24 protein-coding genes and 1 tRNA gene are annotated in these 22,197 nt (G+C 66.4%); 14 read left to right on the plus strand and 11 right to left on the minus strand.

Annotated features, from left to right (window positions below; all coding sequences use genetic code 11):
• Positions 1 to 61 precede the first annotated feature (61 nt).
• The 3 genes from IEY68_RS10155 (at position 62) to IEY68_RS10165 (ending at position 1,611) form a co-directional block, all read left to right on the plus strand.
• A complete protein-coding gene (locus IEY68_RS10155; RefSeq protein ID WP_058854942.1) occupies positions 62 to 577 on the plus strand; it encodes a gamma carbonic anhydrase family protein in 516 nt (171 codons plus the stop codon).
• A 180-nt stretch (positions 578 to 757) separates the two neighbouring features.
• Positions 758 to 943: a hypothetical protein gene (locus IEY68_RS10160; RefSeq protein ID WP_058854967.1), complete on the plus strand. Its 186-nt coding sequence runs from the start codon at positions 758 to 760 to the stop codon at positions 941 to 943.
• A 65-nt stretch (positions 944 to 1,008) separates the two neighbouring features.
• Entirely contained in the window at positions 1,009 to 1,611 is a 603-nt protein-coding gene (locus IEY68_RS10165) for a TetR/AcrR family transcriptional regulator (RefSeq protein WP_058854943.1), read from the plus strand.
• 421 nt (positions 1,612 to 2,032) lie between these two features.
• Here the strand turns inward: IEY68_RS10165 and IEY68_RS10170 are convergent, their stop codons facing one another.
• From IEY68_RS10170 to IEY68_RS36075, 3 genes are all read right to left on the minus strand, one after another.
• Positions 2,033 to 3,877: an Eco57I restriction-modification methylase domain-containing protein gene (locus IEY68_RS10170; protein WP_058854944.1), complete on the minus strand. Its 1,845-nt coding sequence runs from the start codon at positions 3,875 to 3,877 to the stop codon at positions 2,033 to 2,035.
• A 105-nt stretch (positions 3,878 to 3,982) separates the two neighbouring features.
• Entirely contained in the window at positions 3,983 to 4,453 is a 471-nt protein-coding gene (locus IEY68_RS10175; protein WP_058854945.1) for a hypothetical protein, read from the minus strand.
• A gap of 3 nt (positions 4,454 to 4,456) precedes the next feature.
• Positions 4,457 to 5,881 (minus strand): NsdA family TPR-like regulatory protein, encoded by a 1,425-nt coding sequence (locus tag IEY68_RS36075; RefSeq protein ID WP_229718696.1) that lies wholly within the window; start codon positions 5,879 to 5,881, stop codon positions 4,457 to 4,459.
• Between the two features lie 153 nt (positions 5,882 to 6,034).
• On the opposite strand from IEY68_RS36075, the gene IEY68_RS10185 reads away from it, so the two are divergent.
• From IEY68_RS10185 to cyaB, 4 genes are all read left to right on the plus strand, one after another.
• Positions 6,035 to 6,277, plus strand: coding sequence for a hypothetical protein (locus tag IEY68_RS10185; RefSeq protein WP_058854946.1), 243 nt, complete (start codon positions 6,035 to 6,037; stop codon positions 6,275 to 6,277).
• Positions 6,274 to 6,576 carry a hypothetical protein gene (locus tag IEY68_RS10190; protein ID WP_058854947.1) on the plus strand — a complete coding sequence of 101 codons (303 nt, stop codon included), beginning with the start codon at positions 6,274 to 6,276 and terminating at the stop codon, positions 6,574 to 6,576. Before IEY68_RS10185 ends, IEY68_RS10190 begins: the two co-directional genes overlap by 4 nt.
• 79 nt (positions 6,577 to 6,655) lie before the next feature.
• Positions 6,656 to 8,035 (plus strand): hypothetical protein, encoded by a 1,380-nt coding sequence (locus IEY68_RS10195; RefSeq protein WP_058854969.1) that lies wholly within the window; start codon positions 6,656 to 6,658, stop codon positions 8,033 to 8,035.
• A 7-nt stretch (positions 8,036 to 8,042) separates the two neighbouring features.
• Positions 8,043 to 8,639 carry a class IV adenylate cyclase gene (cyaB, locus tag IEY68_RS10200; RefSeq protein WP_058854948.1) on the plus strand — a complete coding sequence of 199 codons (597 nt, stop codon included), beginning with the start codon at positions 8,043 to 8,045 and terminating at the stop codon, positions 8,637 to 8,639.
• Between the two features lie 44 nt (positions 8,640 to 8,683).
• Here cyaB and IEY68_RS10205 read toward each other — a convergent pair whose 3' ends face one another.
• The 6 genes from IEY68_RS10205 to aceE all read right to left on the minus strand — a co-directional run bounded on the left by IEY68_RS10205 (position 8,684) and on the right by aceE (position 17,129).
• A complete protein-coding gene (locus tag IEY68_RS10205) occupies positions 8,684 to 10,117 on the minus strand; it encodes an acyl-CoA carboxylase subunit beta (RefSeq protein ID WP_058854949.1) in 1,434 nt (477 codons plus the stop codon).
• Between the two features lie 122 nt (positions 10,118 to 10,239).
• Positions 10,240 to 11,490: a KasA/KasB family beta-ketoacyl-ACP synthase gene (locus tag IEY68_RS10210; protein WP_058854950.1), complete on the minus strand. Its 1,251-nt coding sequence runs from the start codon at positions 11,488 to 11,490 to the stop codon at positions 10,240 to 10,242.
• 10 nt (positions 11,491 to 11,500) lie between these two features.
• The gene (gene acpM / locus IEY68_RS10215) at positions 11,501 to 11,803 is read right to left on the minus strand and encodes a meromycolate extension acyl carrier protein AcpM (RefSeq protein ID WP_058854951.1); all 303 of its coding nucleotides are present in this window, start codon (positions 11,801 to 11,803) and stop codon (positions 11,501 to 11,503) included.
• A gap of 127 nt (positions 11,804 to 11,930) precedes the next feature.
• Positions 11,931 to 12,845 (minus strand): ACP S-malonyltransferase, encoded by a 915-nt coding sequence (locus tag IEY68_RS10220; RefSeq protein WP_058854952.1) that lies wholly within the window; start codon positions 12,843 to 12,845, stop codon positions 11,931 to 11,933.
• Between the two features lie 128 nt (positions 12,846 to 12,973).
• Positions 12,974 to 14,308: a PucR family transcriptional regulator gene (locus tag IEY68_RS10225; protein WP_058854970.1), complete on the minus strand. Its 1,335-nt coding sequence runs from the start codon at positions 14,306 to 14,308 to the stop codon at positions 12,974 to 12,976.
• Between the two features lie 10 nt (positions 14,309 to 14,318).
• Positions 14,319 to 17,129 (minus strand): pyruvate dehydrogenase (acetyl-transferring), homodimeric type, encoded by a 2,811-nt coding sequence (aceE, locus tag IEY68_RS10230; protein WP_199804938.1) that lies wholly within the window; start codon positions 17,127 to 17,129, stop codon positions 14,319 to 14,321.
• Between the two features lie 234 nt (positions 17,130 to 17,363).
• Here aceE and IEY68_RS10235 point away from each other — a divergent pair, with 234 nt between their 5' ends.
• The 5 genes from IEY68_RS10235 to IEY68_RS10255 all read left to right on the plus strand — a co-directional run bounded on the left by IEY68_RS10235 (position 17,364) and on the right by IEY68_RS10255 (position 19,540).
• Positions 17,364 to 17,918 (plus strand): Rv2240c family protein, encoded by a 555-nt coding sequence (locus tag IEY68_RS10235; protein ID WP_058854954.1) that lies wholly within the window; start codon positions 17,364 to 17,366, stop codon positions 17,916 to 17,918.
• Positions 17,919 to 18,047: 129 nt separating this feature from the next.
• Entirely contained in the window at positions 18,048 to 18,470 is a 423-nt protein-coding gene (locus IEY68_RS10240) for a DUF3052 domain-containing protein (protein WP_058854955.1), read from the plus strand.
• Positions 18,471 to 18,532: 62 nt separating this feature from the next.
• Positions 18,533 to 18,997: a peroxiredoxin gene (locus IEY68_RS10245; protein ID WP_058854956.1), complete on the plus strand. Its 465-nt coding sequence runs from the start codon at positions 18,533 to 18,535 to the stop codon at positions 18,995 to 18,997.
• A 31-nt stretch (positions 18,998 to 19,028) separates the two neighbouring features.
• Positions 19,029 to 19,103, plus strand: a tRNA-Val gene (locus tag IEY68_RS10250).
• A 149-nt stretch (positions 19,104 to 19,252) separates the two neighbouring features.
• Positions 19,253 to 19,540: an FIG domain-containing protein gene (locus IEY68_RS10255; RefSeq protein ID WP_058854957.1), complete on the plus strand. Its 288-nt coding sequence runs from the start codon at positions 19,253 to 19,255 to the stop codon at positions 19,538 to 19,540.
• A gap of 11 nt (positions 19,541 to 19,551) precedes the next feature.
• Here IEY68_RS10255 and IEY68_RS10260 read toward each other — a convergent pair whose 3' ends face one another.
• Together IEY68_RS10260 and IEY68_RS10265 are read right to left on the minus strand one after the other, a co-directional pair.
• Complete coding sequence (locus tag IEY68_RS10260; RefSeq protein ID WP_058854958.1) at positions 19,552 to 19,869, minus strand: hypothetical protein; 318 nt, start codon at positions 19,867 to 19,869, stop codon at positions 19,552 to 19,554.
• Positions 19,869 to 20,105 carry a hypothetical protein gene (locus tag IEY68_RS10265; protein ID WP_156426186.1) on the minus strand — a complete coding sequence of 79 codons (237 nt, stop codon included), beginning with the start codon at positions 20,103 to 20,105 and terminating at the stop codon, positions 19,869 to 19,871. The genes IEY68_RS10260 and IEY68_RS10265 overlap by 1 nt, the downstream gene beginning before the upstream one ends.
• Before the next feature lie 391 nt (positions 20,106 to 20,496).
• On the opposite strand from IEY68_RS10265, the gene IEY68_RS10270 reads away from it, so the two are divergent.
• Both IEY68_RS10270 and IEY68_RS10275 read left to right on the plus strand, forming a co-directional pair.
• Complete coding sequence (locus IEY68_RS10270; protein ID WP_058854971.1) at positions 20,497 to 21,306, plus strand: alpha/beta fold hydrolase; 810 nt, start codon at positions 20,497 to 20,499, stop codon at positions 21,304 to 21,306.
• Between the two features lie 28 nt (positions 21,307 to 21,334).
• Entirely contained in the window at positions 21,335 to 22,132 is a 798-nt protein-coding gene (locus tag IEY68_RS10275) for a MerR family transcriptional regulator (RefSeq protein WP_058854960.1), read from the plus strand.
• Positions 22,133 to 22,197: the final 65 nt, after the last annotated feature.

A 22,197-nucleotide genomic window follows, 5' to 3' on the forward strand; every position in this document is an offset into this window, starting at 1 on the left:
CGGCATCGCGCTGTCTCCACCACGTCCGCGAGCACCGGAACGAGCGCGTTAGGTTGCGTGTATGAGGATCGAAGTCAGTGGACACCAACCCGAGGTCGACGTCACCGCCTGGATCGCGCCCAATGCGACCGTGATCGGCCGGGTGAAGCTCGGGGCTCAGGCCAGCATCTGGTACAACGCGGTCCTGCGCGGTGACACCGAACTGATCACCGTCGGGGAACGCAGCAATATCCAGGACGGCTGTGTACTGCACGCCGATCCGGGCTTCCCGACCACCGTGGGCGCCGGGGTGTCGGTCGGGCACAACGCGATCCTGCACGGATGCACGATCGAGGACGACTGCCTGATCGGGATGGGCGCGACCGTACTCAACGGCGCGGTGATCGGCCGGGGCAGCCTGATCGCGGCCAACGCGCTGATTCCCGAGGGCGCGCAGATCCCGCCGGGGTCGCTGGTCGCCGGCGTCCCGGGCAAGGTGCGCCGCGAGCTCACCGCGGAGCAGCAGCGCGGCGTGGAACTCAACGCCATGGTCTATCTGCACCATATGTCCGAACACCAGTCGGCGAAGGAGATCTGAGCCGCCACCACCGTCGACCCGGACACGTCATTGGACAAGCGTCCAGTAGGTGACTGATAGGATGGAGCCAACGTATCCGGGGAGACGGGCGGACTCGAAACCCACTGTCCTGCAAGGCGTCGGCGTTTCGAGCGACCCGTTCAGGTGGGCACGGCGATGTGCCGGCAGGAGGTATGGCGGGTGACGTTCGAGCAGTACGAAACGTGCCGGTCGACCGGACGGGTCAGCGTGGCGGATATCGCCGCGCAACCAGGAGGTATCGAGGCGCTACAGCGCAGAGTCCACGAACTGCGTTCCAGAGGAGTCGATTTCGCGGCCAATGCCATCGAACACGAGATGGCCGAGCTGGATCTCCCGCGGGAGTGATACCCAGCACGAAACCAACGCGCAGGTCACCCCGCGCAATGGACGTCGGATAAGGTGTGGGAACCATGCCACCCGTACCGCCGATTCTGCAACGCATCCTTGCCCAGCCCCCCGCCGACAGCGGGAAAGTGCTCGACAGCGCGTTATCGGCGTTCCTGGATTTCGGGATCAAGCGCACCAGCATGGGCGAAATCGCCCGCCGCGCCGGTATCAGCCCCGCGACGCTCTACCGCCGCTTCGAATCGAAGAACGACCTGGTCGAAGCGGTCACCGTCCGGGAAGCGCAGCGGTTCGTCAGCAAAATCGACAACCGGGTGCGCACCGTGACCGGCTCCGAGGATCAACTCGTGGAGATCTTCGTCGCCTTCATCTCCGCCATCGCCGGCAACCCGCTGCTGATCCGGCTGTTGCGTACCGAGCCCGATCTCGTTCTCCCCCGGCTCACCACCGAGGCCGGCCCCATCCTCGCCGTCGGACGCACCTATCTGGCCGCGAAACTGCGGGAACTCAACGACAGCGAGATCGATTTCGATCTGGTCGCCGAGATCATGGCCCGCCTGGCACTATCGCTGGCGCTCACCCCCGACGGTCTCATCCCCATTCAGGACGAGGCCGCCGGCCGCGAATTCGCCCGCCGCACCCTGCTACCCATGGTCTCCGGACACTGAGTTGATGGCGGCGCCTGCGGCGCCGCGGGGCGGGGCCCTATCAACCCCGGTTCTTCACTCCTTCGCTCAGTCGCTGCGCTCCTTCGCTACGTCGCTCCAGAACCGGGGCGGGCCCCGCCCGCTGAGGTGGACCATCCGGAACAGGCAGAAGGTGAACGAAGGTGCGCATTGATCACCTGGGCAGGCTCACGACACCGCAAGTACTCAACGATCACCAATCCATGAACGGCCCACCGCACACCGCTCCACAGCCGAAGCGAGCCCCGCCCACCGAGGTAAACCATCCGGAACAGACAGAAGGTGAACGAAGGTGCGCATTGATCACCTGGGCAGGCTCACGACACCGCAAGTACTCAACGATCACCAATCCATGAACGGCCCACCGCACACCGCTCCAGAACCGGGGCGGGGCCCGACTGTCTCATAGCGCGAAAGCCCGGTGGACCAGCTCGTCCAGTTCTTCCTGTCCCCCCGGGCCGCTCTCCGGTTCCTCTGCGAGCGCACGTACCCGGCGCACGACCGACGCCGCCGCGGGAGTCCCCGGATCCGGAAGCGGCAAACGGGATACGTACTGGGTGATCCAGCGCCGCCGGCCGGAGTAGAGCCGGTTACCGCAGACCGCGTCGTAATAGCGCAGCCCCAGCGACGAGTTCGCGATACCCATCATCAAACAGGCCAGATCCTCGGCACCGGAATCCCCACCCAGGTCCGCCAGCGAAATCCAATAGCAGTCACCGTTGACCACCGCCCCCGAACGATCCAGCGCGAACCGCGGCCGCTCACTGATATCCGGGAACACCACCTTCGGGATCCGCCACAGATGCGGTCGCTGCGGCACCCAGTGCTCGAACCATTTCCGGCCCGCATCGGTGAGGTAGCCCCGGGCCGTCAGGACCTCCCGATGCTGCTCCAGATAGGCCGCGGCGCGCGGATACCGGGCCAGGTCCACCGGCACCCGGCGGGTCCGGGTGAGGTCGTAGGGGTAGAGCACCCGCGTCGCACGTACCCGATCGATCCGCCACGGCCGCATATCGTGATGGGTGATGAGATCTCGCAGCAGTTCCGGTTCGGCCGCCGGGTCACCCCAGTGCGCCGCGATGAACACCTTGTCCGCATTGGTCTTGATCCCCACCCGGATACGCCCCAGGTCCCCGAAGGTCCGCCACATCCGCTCGGACACCCCGCGCAGCCAGTCGTCGTGCCCCACCCGCGACATCCGCCACCCCACGGATGCCGCCGCCGGGCCGGGCTCGGTCGCCAGCTCCCCCATCGTCACCGCGAATCTCCGGCCCTGCCGCCGCACCGTCACATCGGCGTCCCCACCCAGCGCCGCGAACAGTTCCCGGTCACCATCTGCCGGCACCGCCCCGGGCTCCGGGCCCGTCGCGCGCATTCCGCCCTCTGGGCACGGCCCGTTATCGGTGCGGTCGGCTCCCGGTCTCTCTTCCGGAGCCGGACCGGCCGAACCGCATTCGACGGGCCGGTCCGAGCCTCGCGATCCCGCGGCCGGTACCGAGTCGGCCACGCCCGCTACTTCCGGATCCGACGCGGCCCCGGCCTCCTCCTCGTAGACCGACACGTACCGGCAGTTGCCCCGCGTCGCGCCGCGCACGGCGATCGTTACCGCCGGCAGTACCGCCGCCTCGAACAACTTGGTATCCCCCAGGTCGTACAGCTCCACCGGCGTCAGATCGGCCAGCAGCAGCCCCCGCAGATTCGCGCCGGCCTTCGTGGTGAGGAAACGATTCGCGCACAGCAGGCCCAGCACCGCACCCGGAGCCATCAGCCGCGGCAGTGCCGCGACGAACGGATGGGTGAGATCGATCCGGCCCCGCAACCCGAACTGCCCGCGCAGTGCTTGCGCCGCCTCCCCACCCAGCTGCTGGGTCCGGACATACGGCGGATTCGCGATCACCGCGTCGAACGATTCGGCGGGTAGCCCCGCGCAGTCGGCCAGGAAATCACGCTGCCGCCACTCGGCACCCACCCCCGAATCCGCGGCCCGCCGCCGAGCCAGCGCCAACCCCGCCGGATCCAGGTCGTAACCCACCAGCTCGACCGGGGCCCCCGGCAGCCGGTCCGCCAGCGCGACCTTGATCGCGAACAACAACTCCCCGGAACCACACGCCGGATCCAGCACCCGCACCGGCCCCGCCGTCTCGATCCGCGCCGCGACCCGCCCCGCCAGGAAACCCGCAAGCGTGGCGGGTGTGTAGTGCCGGCCGTGACGCTTACGCTCGCGAGCCCCCGCTCCATCGCGTCCCATCTGCGCATTGTCGTCGACCGGGTGCGGTAGGCGGATGATTTCGTGCTTTTCGACGTCGCCTCCGGCGTGGCGGGAGCCCGCACAACGCGTCGTGCGGGCTTCCGATCAACCTCGCACCGAACCTTCAGGCCACACCACATCCACAACCACTCCGCGCGCCCGCGCCAGCTTCACTACACTCCCAGTGCCGCCGGCTTCGCCACCTTCCCCGTCCCACACCGCGACCAGACGATCAGCCGACCCGAGCAGCGCCTCGTTCGCAGCCTCGTATGCCTCCCGACCCGCTTTCTCAAACGCCATCACGCGCACGTCAGACGCACACTGCACCAACTCATCGAACACCGGTGCGTGGTCGGGCTTCACCTTGGCCTCGCGGTAGTTCCGGGAGGGCAGCACCACTTCGAGCCGACCACCAGCCTCTAGCACCACTTGTGCGAACACCGAATCGGCTCCGCGCGCGATGCAGCTAACGCCCACCAGATCGGGAATCTCCGCGAGGCGCCGGGTGATCTCCTCCCGCACCAGTACCGCAGTTTCCTCAGTGATATTCATGTGCCCGGTCACGGCGACCCGCATAGTTCACTCCTGTGCGTTGAGCAGCGGGCGCATCCGGTCGCGCAGCTCGGCGACCGCGACACCAGTCTTTACCCGCTCTGTTCGTTTGTAGAGCTTGCCGACCTTGACCCGCACCCGGTCCGACCGGGTCCGTTCAACGGTGGTCAGCGCATCATGACCTACCCGGCACGCCTCCTCCACCTCACCCTGGATCACGCGCGCCTCCGCTAACCCGAGACGATCCAGCGCGATGCTTCGGATCCGGTCCCCTCGCCGCGACTGCACCGCCAGCTCGATATGGTCGACCGCCTCACCTGCGAACACAGGTCTTCGGCGCGACATGTCCAGCAAGCGACCGCCGATCGTCCCCGCCAGCTCCGCCGCATCGAAGTAGTGCACCCAGAACGGATCAGTAGCGGGCTGTGAGGCAGCGAACTTCTCCTCTGCCTTCTCGCAGGCGCGCCGGAACCCTGATGGGCGCTCGAGCTTGCTCAACGCCCATGCCTCCCGCGTGTACAGCATCGCCTCCACCGTCGGTGTGAGCGTCCCAGCACCACGGTCGCGGGCTATCCGCACCAACTCCAGGGCGTCGGCCGCTCCGGCATCGCCATCGAGGCCGAGAAGTTGCCGCGCCATACCGGCCAGCGCGAATGCGCAGAACGCAGGGTCGTCGGCGTGGCTCGCGGCCCGGGCTGCGAGCGCGTAGTACTGCTGTGCTGTGGCCTGCTGCCCGGAGTCCCAGCTCATCGTCGCCGCGGTCTCGGCGAGCTGCGCCAGAACACCCCACAGTCGTTTCTCCACTCGCACTGGTTGCCGCTCCCGCAGCATTTCGTTCACTTCCGCCAGCTGACCGACGACTGCCTTGCGTCGCAGTCCGCCCCCGAACTGGTCATCCCACTCGCGGAAAGAACGGGCTACGTTGTCGAGCTGCTCAACCTCTTGCATGCCTAGCCCCATCGGCTTGTCCACCGGGCGCGGAGCGTCGTCGAAGAAGAGCCAGCGTTCCAAGGTCTCGAGCAGGCCGGCACCGATCGTGACTCCGAGAAGTGTCTGTGTGGCGTGGCGTCGGTCCATCGTCAGGTCCTTGCGGGTCAGTTCCGCTGTCGCGGTGACGCAGTCCGCAGAGTCGGGAGCGCGCCGAACCGTCGCCGCTGTCCCGCGTTCCGGGCCGCGTCCACCCAGACCGATAGCCGCTGCAAACCGCGCCTGCTGCTCAGCGGTGGCGCGGGCAAGGGTGGTGTCCATGATCCGGGCGAAGTCCTCGGAAAGAGTCACCCACACGCCACGCTGCGCCCACTTCTTGATAGTCGATACGCCGACTCCGGTGATCGTCGAAAACTTCGGCTGCGTCACCCCGAGGGCGCGCCGGAGCTCGGTTGCTTCTGCGCCGGTCCACATAACCTGCATACCCATATGCTGCCCCCAACTGGAGTCCGGTTGTGCGGACATTATCCCAAGGGAGACTGCGGTATACCGCGTTCGTCTTCACACAGATAACGGTGCGCGGCGATGGTGTGGGGGCCGCCTTAGCTCGTCTCATACAATTGTCGCCGGGCCTCGGCGGTTCCGGAATCCAAACCCAGCAACCCGTGAGGTGATCCCATGGGCGAGAATCTGCCGCCGCTCCCCGTCCGCCAGCCCGTGAACCGCGCAATGGCTGCGACGCTGCGGTACTGGCACACCAACCACCGCAACAACCACGCGCTACTGGAACGGATCGCTGCCGGGCTCCACGCATTACCCGACGTCTGCCCAACAGACCACTGCCGCAACATTCTCGGCGGCAAAGGCAACTATCCGCCCGACGACAACACCGCCGCGCGGCCCGACCATGCGGCGCCATGAACCACTCGACCGCCTTGGGCTGGATCGACTACGACATCAGCGGCTCATTCGACTGGGATTCGGCCCAGGTACGCCGCCTCGCCCGCCACCTGGGATACCACCTCGTCTGGCCCGACGGGCGGTCACTGCTACGAGTGGTCGATCAGGCGCGCAACGCCGCTGCCGATTTGGTGATTCTTCCCGCACCCGACCACCTGAGCCCGCTCGAACTCAACGCAGTGATGGACGTGGCCGACGTGGAAACCGTGGTCCCGCGCCTCAGCTTCGCACGCTGGACATTCGTGAAGGTGGCACCATGAGCGCCCCGGTTGTGGCCGGATTCGCACTCGCCATCGGACTTCCACTGTTGGTGATCGCGGCGACGATCTGGTGGCCCTGATGATCGGCACACCGAACCACTTCGCGCACGAGCATAAATCGGCTGCCACTTACCTCGATGTCGCCGCGAACGACCACGGCGACGAGAAAGGGCTCCTCGTACACCGCGCACTGCAGCGCATCGAATCAGCCGAGCCCCATCTCGTCGAGATCGGCCCGGGCGGTGGTGCCGCGGTCGAATTCCTCGCGACGCGGGCAGCAAAAGAACCTCGGCCGCTACAGCTCACCTTGCTGGAGGCGCCCGGGGTTACCTCGACCTCACTCACGGACGCGATAGATCGGTTCAACGCGGTCGGGTCGTGTGTGCTGGTGCACGGGTGGGCTCAGGACATCGGGCGGCTGGTGCGGGAACCGGTCGACGTGATCAGCGCGTCGGCGCTGATGCACGAGGTCTACTCCTACGGTGGCGCCTACTCGGGACTGCACACGATGATGCGGACGCTGCCGACCGTGCTCCACCCCTACGGCTATTTCGTCTACCGCGACGTCTACGCAGTCGATGCGCCGAGCCTGCACGAGCGGGTCGTGCAGTCCTACAGCGCACAAGCATGGTTGCAGTTCTGGCGCATGTTCGTCCCGCATTACCTGCGTGAGGGAACACACCCGTACCACCATCACGACGACGAGGTCGTTGCCCGGCAGAACTCACGCATCGTGCCGGTCGCGGAGCTGGACAGCCGGGTGTGCGCCGTGATCGAGGCACCGGTCGGGCTGTTCCGTGAAGTGCAACGGCACTACATCACCTGTCGCGATCATGCCTGGCGTTCCGGGGTCCTCGGGTTCCGTCCCGTTCTCGACGGACCGCTGTCCGGTGACTGGATCGATTTCCGGGCCGGGCACAAACGAGTGCACTACGCCCTGACGGAATCGGAATGGATGCCGGCGATGCGGCGGGCGAACCTGCTCGCTGTGAGCGAGCCGTTCGGCGATCATCACGTGATCGACGGGGATATCTTCGACGCTGTCAGCGATGTAGCCCTCATGGCGTTCATGGCCGCGGCCGAACAGGGCGACGACGACTGTGCTCGAACATGGGATTCGTGGTTGACCCGGGAGGGAGGCGAGACCTACGCCTACCTCACCCTCGACGAGCTGCTGTCCTCGTTCGCGGTGCACTCGATCGAAGCCCATCCCGACCAGGACGCGGTCTTGATGCCGGTGTCGGCCGACGATGTGTTCACCCGCGACCGGCGGTACTACAACCGGTTCCTCGCCCACAGGCTACCGAACCCGCTCACGGATGCGAAGCAAATGGTGCTGTTCCAAAACATCCCGGTCAGCGACACCAACACTCTGCAACGCGGTCTCGCCACCCTGCAAACAATCTGCTCGAAGCCGACACTGGCTCGACTGCACACAGCTATTCACTGGAGAGGATGATCCCCACATGGAATTGATCGAGGTCGAACGCAAACGCGAACTCGCCGACAGCGAAGCCCTGCGCTGCCGCCTCGCCGAACTCGGCTACCGCGAGACCAGCTCGCTGACCGAAGTCGACACCTACTACAGCCGCCCTGATATCGACTACATGGAAACCGTCGAATGCCTGCGAGTACGTCAGCGCGACGGCTTCGCCGAGGTCACCTACAAGCCACCGTCCAGCACAGCAACCCATTCCGATCGCGATGTGATCGCGAAGCGGGAAACCAACGTTCACCTTGCCGACACCGGCCAAGCCGACGCGGCGAACGCCCTGCTCGCCGCGATCGGCATGGTCGAACTCGTGCGGGTCGAGAAGGCGCGCACCATCTACCGGCACCCCGACCAAGACGAGACGCTGGTCAGCATCGACATCGTCACCGGTGCCGGCGCGTTCCTCGAAACCGAGGTCCTCGCCACCGACAGTAATGCCGCAGCCGCCCACCTCGGGAACATCGAACACGCGATCGGCGTATCCACCTACCCGGTAGTGCGCCTGCCATACCGAGATCTCGTGATGCAGGCGTGCACAACGACCCAACGGCGGAAACGATCGCTTACGTGATGGCCTCGTTGCTCAGCAACGGCCCGCTCGGTCCCCCCACAAGATCACAGTGGGATGTTCTTGTGGTGGCTCGGCCGTGAAGGGGCCGCGGCCAGCGCCGCGGCGATCTTGCTGCGGGTGTGGGCCGGGTCGATGACCTCGTCCACGACCCCGATCGCGACCGCCCGGTCCACCCCGCCCGCGATGGCTTCGTGTTCGGCCGTGAGCCGCTCGTGCAGCGCCTCCCGCTCTTCCTCGGATGCGGCGGCGAGAGCCTTCTTGTGCAAGATGCCGACCGCGGCTTTCGCGCCCATCACCGCGACCTCCGAGCCCGGCCAGGCGTAGACCGCGGTGGCACCCAGCGAACGGGCGTTCATCGCGATGTAGGCGCCGCCGTAGATCTTGCGGGTGACCAGGGTGACCCGCGGGACCCGCGCCTCGGCGAACGCGTGCAGCAGTTTGGCGCCGCGCCGGACCACACCGTCCCATTCCTGGCCGACGCCGGGCAGGTAGCCGGGGACGTCGGTGATCACGACCAGCGGGATACCGAAGGCATCGCAGAGCCGGACGAACCGGGCCGCCTTCTCGGCGCTCTTGGAGTCCAGGCAGCCGCCGAGCCGCAGTGGGTTGTTGGCCAGGACGCCGACGGTGCGGCCGGCCAGCCGGCCGAGGCCGGTCACCATGGAGCGGGCGTAACCGCCCTGCAGTTCTTCGAAGCTGGATTCGCCGTCGACATTGTCGAGCAGTTCGTGCACCAGCGGTTTGACGTCGTAGGCGCGTTTGGCCGAGGCAGGCAGCAGGGCCAGCAGATCGACGTCCCCGTGTTCGGCGGCGCGGAGGTCGAATTCGCCCTGTTCGGCGAACATCGACACCAGTCGGCGGGCGCGGTGCACCGCGTCGGCCTCGTCATCGGCGACGATATGGGTGACACCCGATTTCTTGCCGTGGGTTTCCGGGCCGCCGAGGGTGGCCATATCCACCTGTTCGCCGGTGACACTGCGCACCACATCGGGCCCGGTCACGAAAACGCGTCCTTCGGGGGCCATGATCACGATATCGGTGAGCGCGGGGCCGTAGGCGGCGCCGCCCGCGGCGAAGCCGAGCACCACCGAGATCTGGGGAACCTGGCCGGAGGCGCGGACCATCGCTTCGAAGACCTGGCCGACCGCGTGCAGGGCCTCCACGCCCTCGGCCAGCCGCGCCCCACCGGAATGCCAGAGACCGACCACGGGCGCACCGGAATCGATGGCGGTGTCGATCGCGTCGACGATATGTTTGCAGCCCTCCACGCCCATCGCGCCACCCATCACGGTGGCATCGGAGCAGTAGGCGACGGTTCGGACACCGTCGACCTCACCGACCGCCGCGAGCACACCCGACTTGTCGCGCGGGTGCAGCGGCAGAACGGTCCCGGAGTCGAAGAAGCGTTGTAGCCGTCCGAGGGGATCACGCGGATCGGTCGCAGTTTCCTGATGGCGGGCCGGAGCGATAATCGTCATCGCGTTGTCTCCTCGAAGATGTGTGCCCGAAGCGCGGGCCACTGTTGTCGAAGCCCGGACGGGGCCGCCCGGATGAACCCGGCGGCCCCGTCCATGGGTCGTCGAACTGTTCGGAAGGACCGTCAGGCCCGACCGAAGGCGAGCGCGACATTGTGCCCACCGAAACCGAACGAATTGTTGATCGCGTACTCGATCTCCTGGCGCCGCGCTTCGCCGGCGACCACATCGAGGTCGATCTCGGGATCCTGGTTCTCCAGGTTCAGGGTGGGCGGCACGATACCGTCCCGGATGGCCATCACGGTGAGCACGGACTCCAGCGCACCGACAGCGCCGATCGAATGCCCGAGCGCCGATTTGGGCGCGTAGACCGAGGCGTGGTTGCCGACGGCCTTGTTGATCGCCCGCGCCTCGGCGGTATCGCCGATCGGAGTGGCGGTGGCGTGTGCGTTGATATGGGTGATGTCCTTCTTGGACAGACCCGCGGTCTGCATGGCCCGGGTCATGGCGCGGGCGGCGCCCGTGCCCTCGGGGTCGGGTGCGACCAGGTGGAAGCCGTCGGAGGTGATACCGGCGCCCAGCAGACGAGCGTGGATGGTGGCACCGCGGGCCTTGGCGTGCTCCTCGGTCTCGATGACCATGAGCGCACCGGCCTCGCCGAAGACGAATCCGTCACGATCCTTGTCGAAGGGACGCGAGGCGCCCTTCGGATCGTCGTTACGGGTGCTCATCGCACGCATCATGGTGAACGCGGCGATCGGCACAGCGTCGATGAAACCCTCGACACCGCCGGTGACGACCATATCGGCGTCACCCATGACGATCATGCGCCATGCGTTGGCGATACCTTCGGAGCCCGACGAGCACGCCGAGACCGGAGTGACCACTCCTGCCCTGGCCTTCAGCTCGAGACCGACGACGGCGGACGGCCCGTTCGGCATGACCATCTGAACAGCGAGCGGCGAGATCTTGCGATAGCCCCCGTTCTTCAGCTTGTCGACCGAATCGATGAGCGCGTCACCGCCACCTAGTCCAGTGCCGATGGCCACACCCAGCCGGTCCGGATCGACCTCTGGGCTGCCCGCGTTGCGCCAGACCTCGCGGCCGAGCACGGTGGCGAGCTGCTCGACGTAGGCCATCCGCCGGATCTCGACCCGGCTCAGCAGCGTATCGGGACGAACCTTCAGGTGGCCGCCGATACGGACCGGTAGATCGTATTCCTCGACGAAGGAATCCTCGAGAACGTCGATACCGCTCTCGCCGTTGAGGAGACCCTTCCACGTCGCATCGACGTCACCCGCGATCGACGTGGACGCCGCCAGGCTCGTGACGACGACGTTCGGGAAGTTCCCGTTCAAGGTGGAAGGAGTGGTCACGGTGTCGGCCCTACTCGGCGCTGTCGAACTTGGCCTTGAGCTCAGCGGCGGTGTCAGCGTTCTCCGCCTCGAGCTTCTGGATGTAGTTGACGGCGTCGCCGACCGTCTTCAGGCTGGCCAGATCCTCGTCCGGGATCTTCACCCCGTACTTGTCCTCGGTCTGAACCGCGATCTCGACCATGGACAGCGAGTCGATGTCCAGGTCATCGACGAAGGACTTCTCGACAGTCACCTCGGAGGGTTCGATACCCGTAACCTCTTCGATGATCTTGCCGAGTTCCTCGACGATTTGTTCCTGGGTCAGAGCGGCCACTTCGTGGCTCCCTTCTAGTTTTCTCGGGTAGGGCTGTACATATTTCTTCGGGCCGAATCGACGTACGGTTACGCCGCTCGGTGCCGTGCTCCCGCGAGGGTTCGTGGGAAACACGGCCGTAGGCAAGCTAGCCGGAGCTCGTGAGCTCGGCCAGCGCGGGGATGTCTTCCGGGGTCTTCAGCGCCAGGTTCGGGGTGCCTTTGAGCTCCCGTTTGGCGATTCCGACGAGGGTTCCCGCCGGTGGCAACTCCGCCACCGCCGAGACGCCGGACTGCCGGACGGTTTCGGTGCACAGGTCCCACCGGACGGGCCGGGTGACCTGCGCGGCGAGCTTAGCCACCGCGTCCGCGCCGGACTCGACCGGCTTGCCGTCGGAGTTCGACAGCAGCGGGCGGACCGGCTCGTGCGGGGTGATCTCGGCGATCGCCGCCGCTACCGCCTTCTGCGCAGGAGCCATGAACTCGGTGTGGAACGCGCCCGCTACGGGAAGCGCCCGTACCCGGGCCTTCTCCGGCGGGTTCGCGGCCAGTTCGGCCAGTGCGTCCAGGCGGCCCGCCGCCACGATCTGTCCGGTGGCGTTGCGGTTGGCCGGGACCAGTTCCAGTTCTTCGAGCCGTGCCAGCACAGCGGCCTCGTCGCCGCCGAGCACCGCGGACATACCGGTCGGCTCCAGCGCGCACGCCTTCGCCATTTCGGCACCGCGGATGGCTGCCAGCGTAACTGCTTGGTCGGCAGAGATCACGCCGGCGACCGCCGCGGCGGCGAGTTCGCCCACCGAATGGCCCGCCACGATGGTGTCGGCCGGTACCCGCTTCTCGCCGATCTCGGCGAAGGCGAGCAGCGCGGCGGCCACCACGAGAGGCTGGGTCACCGCGGTATCGGTGATCTCTTCGGCGGTCGCTTCGGTACCGAGCCGGATCAGATCCAGGCCGGATTCCTTCGACCACAGTGCGAGCCGGTCACGGGCGCCCGGCCGGTCGAGCCAGGGCGCGAGCATGCCGGGTGTCTGAGAGCCCTGTCCAGGGGTGAACAATGCGATCACGTACCTAAGAAAACACTGTGAGACCGCATTCGCGAGATGTCGACGTGAATAGACCTTGCCGACAGCTTTTGTATGGTCTCCACAAAAGCCCGCGTGGGGTGTCCGGATCGACCGAATCGGGGTCGGCGTTACAGTCCGTCTTTGTCCACTGGGACAAAAGAGTCGTCTGATGCCGGTGTTGACGGTTCGTTACGAATTCGTGTCAAACGACCTACTGTGGCGGCGATTCGTAACACATACGCATCCCGCGGATTCAGCGGATCCCGACCGGTTACTTCCCCGATCCGCTTCAGGCGATACCGCACCGTATTTGGATGAACGTACAGTTGACGCGCGCACATCTCTACGGCACCGCCACACTCCAAGTAGGCATCCAGGGTGTCCGCCAGGGCGGAACCGGCAGAAGCCAACGGAAGGACAAGGTACTCGACGAGAGCGTCGACCGCAGCTCGATCGCCGAGCAGAGCTCGTTCGGGTAGTAGCTCCATGGCGTGTACCGGGCGCGGCGCCTCTCGCCAGCCGATCACGGCCTCCATCCCGGCGAGCGCCTCCAGGGCACTGCTGTGCGCGGCCCCCAGAGTGCGCGTGGTCGGTCCGATCACCACCGGGCCGTCCGAGAACGCCTCGGTGAGCAGATCGGCCATGAACGGCGAATTGTGCAGCGCGTCGCCCAGTGTGCCGCTCACCACCATCACCAGGCGCGCCCCCTGGACGACCGCCAGCGCCGCCCGGCCGTGCCGGGCCGCGATGGTGTGCACCGCGCCGACCACCGAAACACCCTGGTCGCGCGGCGGAGTACCCACGAGCACCGTCGCGGGGGTAGTCGCGTCCCAGTTCAGCGTCGCCGCCCGGGAGAGCATGTCGGGGCCGGTGTCACCGCGCACCACCGCGTCCACCACCAGAGCCTCGAGCCGGGTATCCCAGGCACCCCGGGATTCGGCCGCGCTGGCGTACACCGAGGCGGCCGCGAAACCGAGCTCACGCCCGTATCGCAGCACCGCCTCGGTGAGCGCGACCAGCTGCCGGTCGTTACGCGCCAGCGCGGGCAGCCACTGTTCGAAGAACTCCATGGCCACCCGGACCATGTCCACGGTCTGGCGCAGCGTCAGCCGCCGCGCCAGATCCTGCGGGATGACCTGGAAGGCATCCAGGCTGAACCGGATATCGCTGTCCGGGTCCTGGAGCCATTCCAGGAAGTTGACCACCGCGGTCTGCACCAGCATCTGGACACCGGCGCGTTGCGCGGCGTCCAGATCGGCGAAGAACGGCAACCGGTCCTGCATCGACCCGACGGCTTCGGTGGACAGCCGCCCGGAGAACTGCTTGACGCGCTTGAGCAGTGTGTCCGGCAAGGGGTCGCGGTTCTGCCGGTTCGGCGACAGCGCGCCGGTGGGCAGATACACCTCGTGCTCGTTGGAGCCCTCGGTGACCCGGCGCGGACGCGGTGGTCTGCGTTCGATCATCGAACCGCCGTCACTCCGCGTCTCCGGCCCCGCCCGCGGTGAACGCCGGAGCCGACGCCACATCGTCGATCCGGTACCGCGCGGCGGCCTCGGCGGCCTTCGCCGGATCCAGCTTGCCGATCCGGCCCAGCCCCGCCAGTGCGGCGACCACGATGGACTCCGCGTCGACGTTGAACACCCGGCGCGCGGCGGGCCGGGTATCGGAGAACCCGAACCCGTCCGTGCCCAGCGTGGTGAAATCGCCCGGGACCCATTTGCGGATCTGATCCGGTACCGCGCGCATCCAGTCCGTGGCGGCCACGAACGGCCCCTGCGCATCGGCCAGGGCCCGAGCCACGTAGGGCTGCCCCGCATCCTCGCCCGGGTAGTGCAAGGCCTCGATCTCGAGTTCGAGAGCTTCCCGGCGCAGCTGCCCCCAGGAGGTCACCGACCAGACATCGGCGGCCACACCCCAGTGATCGGCCAGCAACTGCTGGGCCCGCAGCCCGTCGGGCACGGTGACACCGGAGACCAGGATCTGCGCCCGGACATCTCCGGCACCGCCCTTCTTGTACAGGTACAGGCCCTTGAGCAGACCGTCCACGTCGAGACCTTCCGGCTCGGCGGGCTGCTGATAGGGCTCGTTGTACAGGGTGATGTAGTAGAAGATGTTCTCCCCGCCGAACCCGTCGACACCCGGCGTACCGCCGTACATGCGACGCAGACCGTCCCGCACGATATGGGCGATCTCGAACGAGAAGGCCGGATCGTAGGACACCACCGCCGGGTTGGTGGACGCCAGCAGCAGCGAATGCCCGTCGTTGTGCTGCAGACCCTCACCGGTGAGGGTGGTCCGGCCGGCCGTCGCGCCCAGGACGAAACCGCGGGCCAGCTGATCGGCCGCGGCCCACAGGCCGTCGCCGGTGCGCTGGAACCCGAACATCGAATAGAAGATGTAGAGCGGGATCATCGGCTCGCCGTGCGTGGCGTAGGAGGTGCCCACCGCGGTGAACGACGCGGTGGAACCGGCCTCGTTGATGCCCTCGTGCAGGATCTGCCCGACCGCGCTCTCCTTATATGCGAGCATCAGTTCCGCGTCGACCGAGGTGTAGAGCTGGCCGTTGCGGTTGTAGATCTTCAGCGACGGGAACCACGAGTCCATACCGAAGGTACGGGCCTCGTCCGGAATGATCGGCACGATCCGCTTGCCGATCTCGGGGTCGCGCAGCAGTTCCTTCATGAGCCGAACCAGTGCCATGGTGGTGGCCACGTTCTGCTTACCCGACCCCTTGCGCACCGATTTGTACGCCTCGTCGCCGGGCAGCTGCAGCGGCTTCGGGGTGGTCCGGCGCTCCGGCAGGAACCCGCCCAGCGCCGTGCGGCGATCCAGCATGTACTGGATCTCCTTGGTCTCCGCGCCCGGGTGGTAGTACGGGGGCAGGTACGGATCCTTCTCCAGCTCGGCATCGCTGATCGGGATGCGCTGCAGATCGCGGAAGTCCTTGAGGTCCTGCAGTGTCAGCTTCTTCATCTGGTGGGTCGCGTTACGGCCCTCGAAATGCTTACCGAGGGTGTAGCCCTTGATGGTCTTGGCCAGGATCACCGTCGGCTGGCCCTTGTGCGCCAGCGCCGCCGCGTAGGCCGCGTACACCTTGCGGTAGTCGTGACCGCCGCGCTTGAGGTTCCAGATCTCCTGATCCGACAGATCCTGCACCAGCGCCTTGGTCCGCGGGTCGCGGCCGAAGAAGTGGTCACGGACATAGGCGCCGTCGTTGGCCTTGTAGGTCTGATAGTCGCCGTCGGGGGTGGTGTTCATCAGGTTCACCAGCGCGCCGTCGCGGTCGGCGCCCAGCAGCGCGTCCCACTCGCGGCCCCAGATCACCTTGATGACATTCCAACCGGCGCCGCGGAAGAACGACTCCAGTTCCTGGATGATCTTGCCGTTACCGCGGACCGGGCCGTCGAGGCGCTGCAGGTTGCAGTTCACCACGAAGGTCAGATTGTCCAGACCCTCCATGGCCGCGACCTGGGCCAGACCGCGCGATTCGGGTTCGTCCATCTCGCCGTCGCCCAGGAACGCCCACACGTGCTGATCGGAGGTGTCCTTGATCCCGCGGTCGTGCAGGTAGTGGTTGAACCGCGCCTGGTAGATGGCGTTCATCGGGCCCAGGCCCATCGACACCGTCGGGAATTCCCAGAAATCGCTCAGCAGCCGCGGATGCGGATACGACGGCAGACCCTTGCCGAGGCCGCCGTGGCTGTACTCCTGGCGGAAACCGTCGAGCTGATCGGTGCTCAGCCGGCCCTCGAGGAAGGCGCGAGCGTAGATACCGGGCGAGGCGTGACCCTGGATGAAGATCGAATCGCCACCGCCGGAATGGTCCTTACCGCGGAAGAAATGGTTGAAGCCGACCTCGTAGAGCGCCGCCGAGGACGCGTAGGTCGAGATATGGCCGCCGACGCCGATCCCCGGGCGCTGCGCGCGGTGCACCATGATGGCCGCGTTCCAGCGGATCCAGGCCCGGAAGCGCCGCTCGGTCTCCTCGTCACCGGGGAACCAGGGCTCGTTCTCGGTCGGAATCGTGTTGACGTAATCAGTGGATGTCAGCGCAGGAATGGAGACCCGCCGCTCACCGGCGCGTTCGAGCATCCGGAGCATCAGGTAACGGGCCCGGCCGGGGCCCTCGCGCTCGAGCATCTCGTCGAAGGACTCGAGCCATTCGCTGGTCTCCTCCGGATCTATATCCGGTAGGTAGGACGCCACTCCTTCACGAATCACGCGGACTCGGCCACCGGACGGTACGCCGTCGGCGGCGCGAGGGGTGGGAGCGGAACCCGGCACAGCGGATTCCGCCGGGACGCCAGAGTGGATCAGATCGGTCAAAACTGCTCCTCGTACAGGGGGTGGTCGAGCTGATGGCTGCGGTGACCCCGAGTGGCCCGCTGGTGTGCGGATCACCCGTGACGACTATTCCGGGCGCGCACGCATCCTCGCGTGGCACGTCCCACATCATCATGTCAGTCGCCGATCCAGTACCGTTCGACAGGCAGCGGTTACCGAGGAGTCGGGAGGACGATGGAAGGGCTGGACCCGCGCCGTTTCGGACTGGTTTGCGCCGCGGCGGCACTGGTCGCCGGCGCCACCGTGGCCGGCTGCGCTCAGCAGGTCGAAGGTATCGCGACGCCGAATGCGGCCGAGGCGACCTCCTACCGGGCAGACGCGTCATCCTCATCCGCCGCCGCGACGTCGTCGCAGGTCGCGGCCGCCCGTGACAAAGCCATCTCCGACAACTGCACTCTATTCCCCGGCGTCACCGGCATCGGCGTGAGCAAGTACAACGAGTTCGTCGACGCGCACGACAACAACGCGCCCGATTACGACGCCAAACGCGACGGCGCGGTCACCGCGCTCGACGACGCGGCCGATCAGGTCGAGGGCGGAGTGAACACCGCGGGCGCTCAGCTGCCCGAGGAGTTGAAGACGAAGTTCGTCGCCTACGTGGACGCCGCCCGCGCCCTCTCCAAGGCCACCCGGGAGATGACCTACACCTCCCCGGTGGGTCCGCTCAACGATGCGAGCAAGCGCGTGAACGACGCGCGCAACGCGGTGCGCGATGCCTGCCCCAGCTGACCCGGATCGCCCGTCACCAGGGTTTTCTCGCGACATCGGAAATTCGATCTACCCGATCGGCTTGCGTTAGGGCCGATAACCATGTTCGCTTGCAGGTATCTGTAGTCGGGAGTTGAGGAGGACACCACCGTGGTCGCCGCGGCGGACGCGCAGAATTACGCAGAGAAGCTCGGCATCACCCACGGCTTGGTCGTTCAGGAGCTGGGCTGGGACGAGGACACCAACGACGACCTCCGGGCCGACGTCGAAGAGACCTCCGGCAGTGAACTGCTGGACGAGGGCTCCGACGAGGTCATCGATGTCGTACTGCTGTGGTGGCGGGACGGCGACGGCGACCTGGTCGACCAGCTGATGGAAGCCATCGGCCCACTTGCCGACGAGGGTTTCATCTGGGTGCTGACCCCCAAAACCGGTAATGACGGCCATGTCGATCCCAGTGAGATCGCCGAGGCCGCACCCACCGCCGGTCTCACCCAGACCTCGGCCATCAAACTCGGCGAATGGTCCGCCAGCCGTCTGGTGCAGCCCAAGGCACCCACCAAGCAGCGCTGAGCCGCCCATAGTTGTCCGCGCACCCCCCAGCGGGGTGCGCGGCCCGAGATTCGGAGGATCTTATGCCCCTCGAGGTCGGCGCCCCGGCGCCGGAGTTCACCCTCAAGGATCAGAACAATCAGGAAGTCTCGCTGTCGAACTACCGCGGTGAGAAGAACATCCTGATCGTGTTCTACCCACTCGCCTTCACCGGCATCTGCCAGGGCGAGCTGTGCAAGGTCCGCGACGAACTGCCGCGGTTCCAGAACGACAACACCGAGATCCTCGCGATCTCGGTCGGCCCCCCGCCCACCCATAAGATCTGGGCGGCCGAACAGGGCTACACGTTCCCGCTCCTGTCGGATTTCTGGCCGCACGGCGCGGTGGCCCAGGCGTACGGCGTCTTCAACGACACCACGGGCTTCGCCAACCGCGGCACCTTCGTCGTGGACCGGGAGGGAATCATCCGTTTCGCGGAGATGAACGGCCCCGGAGAGCCCCGTGACCAGGCGGCTTGGGAGAAAGCGCTCGCCGCGCTAGATTCATAGACCGTTCCCCCGGACACGTTCCGGGGGATACGGGCGTATAGCTCAGCGGTAGAGCTCTGGTTTTACACACCAGCGGTCGGGGGTTCGAACCCCTCTGCGCCCACCAAGAAGACACAGGTAGAGGACCACATGAACACCGGAATATCTGCCTCACGGCGGATTCGTGGGGCAAACGTGGGGCAGGCAGCATCTCGGCAAGTAGACCTTCGCCTGCGGCAACACCCCACCCCCGAGAACCCCGGCTAGTCTCACGACGTGATCGACGAGGTGGCCCGAGTTGTGGTCGATGCCGCGGAGATCGCGATAAGGCCACGGTTCCGCCGGTTGATCAACGACCAGATCGTAGAGAAGGAACCAGGCGATCTGGTCACTGTGGCAGATCGAGAGGCCGAGCGGCTGATCTCGCGTGGATTACGGGAGATTCTCGACATTCCGGTGGTCGGCGAGGAGTCAGCCTCTGCGGATCCCTCCGTACTCGCGACACTGAACGAGAAAGCATCGCACAATCCTGACCGTGAGACGGACATTCACGGTCAGAGATGAATGCGCCAGGCTCAGGGGCCGAGGATGGCACGGATTTGGTCGGCCGCGCGGCGGGCTGTGGATTCTTCCAGGACCGCGATCGGTTCGTCCGCACCAGCGAACCAACTCGGCCCGACGGTAAACGGGGCGCCGGTAAGCGCGGTGCCTACGGGGCCAAGGTCGCAAAGGATGGCGTCGCCGGCTAATGGTTCGCTGACCACCTCGACGATGATGTATTGACGTCGGATGCGGTGGTAGTCGTCAGAGCTGACGACGAGGCACAGCATTCCGCCGGGCAGGACCGAGCCGGACGGGGCGTTCCACACCTCGCCGAACTTGGGTGAAGCCATCAGCCGACAGACCGGCGCTGCATGATCAGGCTCGCGGTCATCGCGGACGCGCGATCAGGGGTATATCCGGCGGCGTTCAAGGTGGCGCTGTCAGTGGCAATCCGGCGGCGCAGGTCGTCGCGGTGGACCAACTGCGCGAGGTAGGCGGAGCGGTCCAGGTCCGCTTCTGCTGCGCGGCGGGCGAGGATCTCCAGGGTCTCCTCGTCGAACGATACCGATGTCTTGCGGCCAGCCATGCGCCCGATCATACCGCCGTTGACGGTATAGGAGCGCGGAGTCCGTCCTCGACAAGAAAGGCCGCGACGGTGGTCCACCACAGCCAGCCTTCGCCGGCGCACCAGCTCCTCGGCTGGGACATAGCGCCCACCATGCCGCGCTGGGCCACAGCCGAAGCCCGCGAGATCGCCTACACCGCACTGAGACGGGCAGCGCGGGACACAGCCCCGTTGTCCCCCGGCGAGGAACCCATGCGGATCTAAATCCAGGCTTTCGAAGGCCCGCTCGGAGCTATGCGCGCCGTGCCCGGCCGGCGGCTTCGGTGAACGTCAGCGGCTATAACACCTCGGAGAGGCCTCTGCGCTTCGACAGTTGACCTTGACGCAGGGTCAACCTCGCACCATGGTCCGCATGACTGCGAGAGTCGATCACTTCACCGTCCGCCACGATGGCGTCACGATCGCGGTGTCCCGAGGCGGTATGGGACGACCACTGGTTCTGTGCCCCGGGCTCCTCACAACACAGGCGGATCTACGCGAGCTGACCGATCTGCTGCGGCGCGATCACGATGTGGTGACCTTCGACCTGAGGGGCCATGGCTTCTCCTCGGCCGCCGGCCGGTATTCCTTCACGGCGTTCTTGGGTGATTTCCGCGCCGTTATGGCGGAGGTGGGACGCCTCGGCTTGCCGGATCCCGTGCTCGTGGGCCACTCGCTGGGTGCGGACCTGGTCGTGCACTACGTCTCCGAGTATCCCGGCACTGTGGCCGAGATGGTTCTCATCGACGGGGCGAACCCGGTGCCCGAACCATTCGTCACCGAGGCTGATCTGCCGGAGTTCCGTGCGATGTTCGACGGCCTCGCGGCATGGACCAAGGGGCTGGAAGGCACATCACGTCAGGTGATGCTCACCGCACAGGAAATACTCGACCTGAATCTCGAGGTGGACGTGGTGCGGTCTGCGATCCTCGGCCGATATCGGAAGATCGACTGTCCGATCAGCGTGATCATGTCGACTTCGATGGCCGGCGACAGCGGTGAAGGGCGTGCACCGTGGCGTAATCAGAACTGGCGGGAGGGTATCGAGCGGCTGGTCCGCGACCAACCGCACATCTCGGCATCGTGGCTCGACGCCGGTCACGGACTGGTCGTCACCCGCTCCCGGGAAATCGCCCGGATCATCCGGGACACGCAGGGCAGGTCCGGGCGGACGACTCCGTAACCCTGCTCAGGTCGAGGAGACTGGTTCGATGCTTACTATCGGCGAGGTGGCCGCGTACGCCGGAGTGACAGTACGAGCGGTGCGGCACTATCACGCCAAAGGACTGCTGCCGGAGCCGGAGCGGGATCACTCCGGTTATCGAAGGTACGACGCTGCTGCTGTGGTCGAGCTGATCAGGATCCGGACGCTCGCCGAGGCCGGGGTTCCGTTGGCGCGCGTACGGGAGCTCCTGCAGGCCGACGCAGCGGAGTTCGCGGCAGCGGTCGAAGACATCGACAAGCAGTTGCGGGCCGAGATCCGGCAGCGACAGCGGCTGCGCGATCGGATCGCCCGCCTCGCTGCCGGGGACAATCTGGCGCTGCCTCCGCAGTTGGTCGAATTTCTCGACCAGCTGCGGGCACTCGGAGTCGACGAGCGGATCGTCCAGGTCGAACGCGACGGTTGGATCCCGCTGGTCGCGCGTTCGCCGGAGCGGGTCCCGGAGTGGGTCACACGCAAGCTGAAACAGATCGCCGACCCCCAACTCATCGACTTCTATCGAACGCTGGGCCAGGCTCTGGATCAGCCCGATGACCGAAGACTTTCCGAGTTGGCCGACAAGATGGCCTCTTACATCTCCCGGATAGCCGACGACCAGGGCGAGGAATATCTCAATAGTCCCCACATCGAGCCACCCTTGGTCGAACTTCTGGACACGCTGGCATTCGACACCTGGCCACCGGCCCGGCGATTGACCGAATTACTGAAGAAGCGGGGCTGGAGCGGCTGGACCGAGCTCGAGCAAGTAGACCCGCCACAGGGCGTTCGAAACACGGACTTGCGCTGATAGACCGGCATATCGTGGTGCGACGGCCGGCCACTGAAAAGCGGGCGGAGTCCGAGATTTCGGGG

Source organism: Nocardia jinanensis (assembly GCF_014645735.1).
In the GTDB taxonomy this organism is placed as follows: domain Bacteria; phylum Actinomycetota; class Actinomycetes; order Mycobacteriales; family Mycobacteriaceae; genus Nocardia; species Nocardia jinanensis.

Excerpts from the sequence above, each read along its gene's own strand:
- IEY68_RS10155 (WP_058854942.1), top strand. The coding sequence starts at position 62 with ATGAGGATCGAAGTCAGTGGACACCAACCCGAGGTCGACGTCACCGCC.
- IEY68_RS10165 (WP_058854943.1), top strand. The coding sequence starts at position 1,009 with ATGCCACCCGTACCGCCGATTCTGCAACGCATCCTTGCCCAGCCCCCC.
- IEY68_RS10170 (WP_058854944.1), bottom strand. The coding sequence starts at position 3,877 with ATGGGACGCGATGGAGCGGGGGCTCGCGAGCGTAAGCGTCACGGCCGG.
- IEY68_RS10175 (WP_058854945.1), bottom strand. The coding sequence starts at position 4,453 with ATGCGGGTCGCCGTGACCGGGCACATGAATATCACTGAGGAAACTGCG.
- IEY68_RS36075 (WP_229718696.1), bottom strand. The coding sequence starts at position 5,881 with ATGTCCGCACAACCGGACTCCAGTTGGGGGCAGCATATGGGTATGCAG.
- IEY68_RS10185 (WP_058854946.1), top strand. The coding sequence starts at position 6,035 with ATGGGCGAGAATCTGCCGCCGCTCCCCGTCCGCCAGCCCGTGAACCGC.
- IEY68_RS10190 (WP_058854947.1), top strand. The coding sequence starts at position 6,274 with ATGAACCACTCGACCGCCTTGGGCTGGATCGACTACGACATCAGCGGC.
- IEY68_RS10195 (WP_058854969.1), top strand. The coding sequence starts at position 6,656 with ATGATCGGCACACCGAACCACTTCGCGCACGAGCATAAATCGGCTGCC.
- cyaB (WP_058854948.1), top strand. The coding sequence starts at position 8,043 with ATGGAATTGATCGAGGTCGAACGCAAACGCGAACTCGCCGACAGCGAA.
- IEY68_RS10205 (WP_058854949.1), bottom strand. The coding sequence starts at position 10,117 with ATGACGATTATCGCTCCGGCCCGCCATCAGGAAACTGCGACCGATCCG.
- IEY68_RS10225 (WP_058854970.1), bottom strand. The coding sequence starts at position 14,308 with ATGATCGAACGCAGACCACCGCGTCCGCGCCGGGTCACCGAGGGCTCC.
- IEY68_RS10235 (WP_058854954.1), top strand. The coding sequence starts at position 17,364 with ATGGAAGGGCTGGACCCGCGCCGTTTCGGACTGGTTTGCGCCGCGGCG.
- IEY68_RS10245 (WP_058854956.1), top strand. The coding sequence starts at position 18,533 with ATGCCCCTCGAGGTCGGCGCCCCGGCGCCGGAGTTCACCCTCAAGGAT.
- IEY68_RS10260 (WP_058854958.1), bottom strand. The coding sequence starts at position 19,869 with ATGGCTTCACCCAAGTTCGGCGAGGTGTGGAACGCCCCGTCCGGCTCG.
- IEY68_RS10265 (WP_156426186.1), bottom strand. The coding sequence starts at position 20,105 with ATGGCTGGCCGCAAGACATCGGTATCGTTCGACGAGGAGACCCTGGAG.
- IEY68_RS10270 (WP_058854971.1), top strand. The coding sequence starts at position 20,497 with ATGACTGCGAGAGTCGATCACTTCACCGTCCGCCACGATGGCGTCACG.
- IEY68_RS10275 (WP_058854960.1), top strand. The coding sequence starts at position 21,335 with ATGCTTACTATCGGCGAGGTGGCCGCGTACGCCGGAGTGACAGTACGA.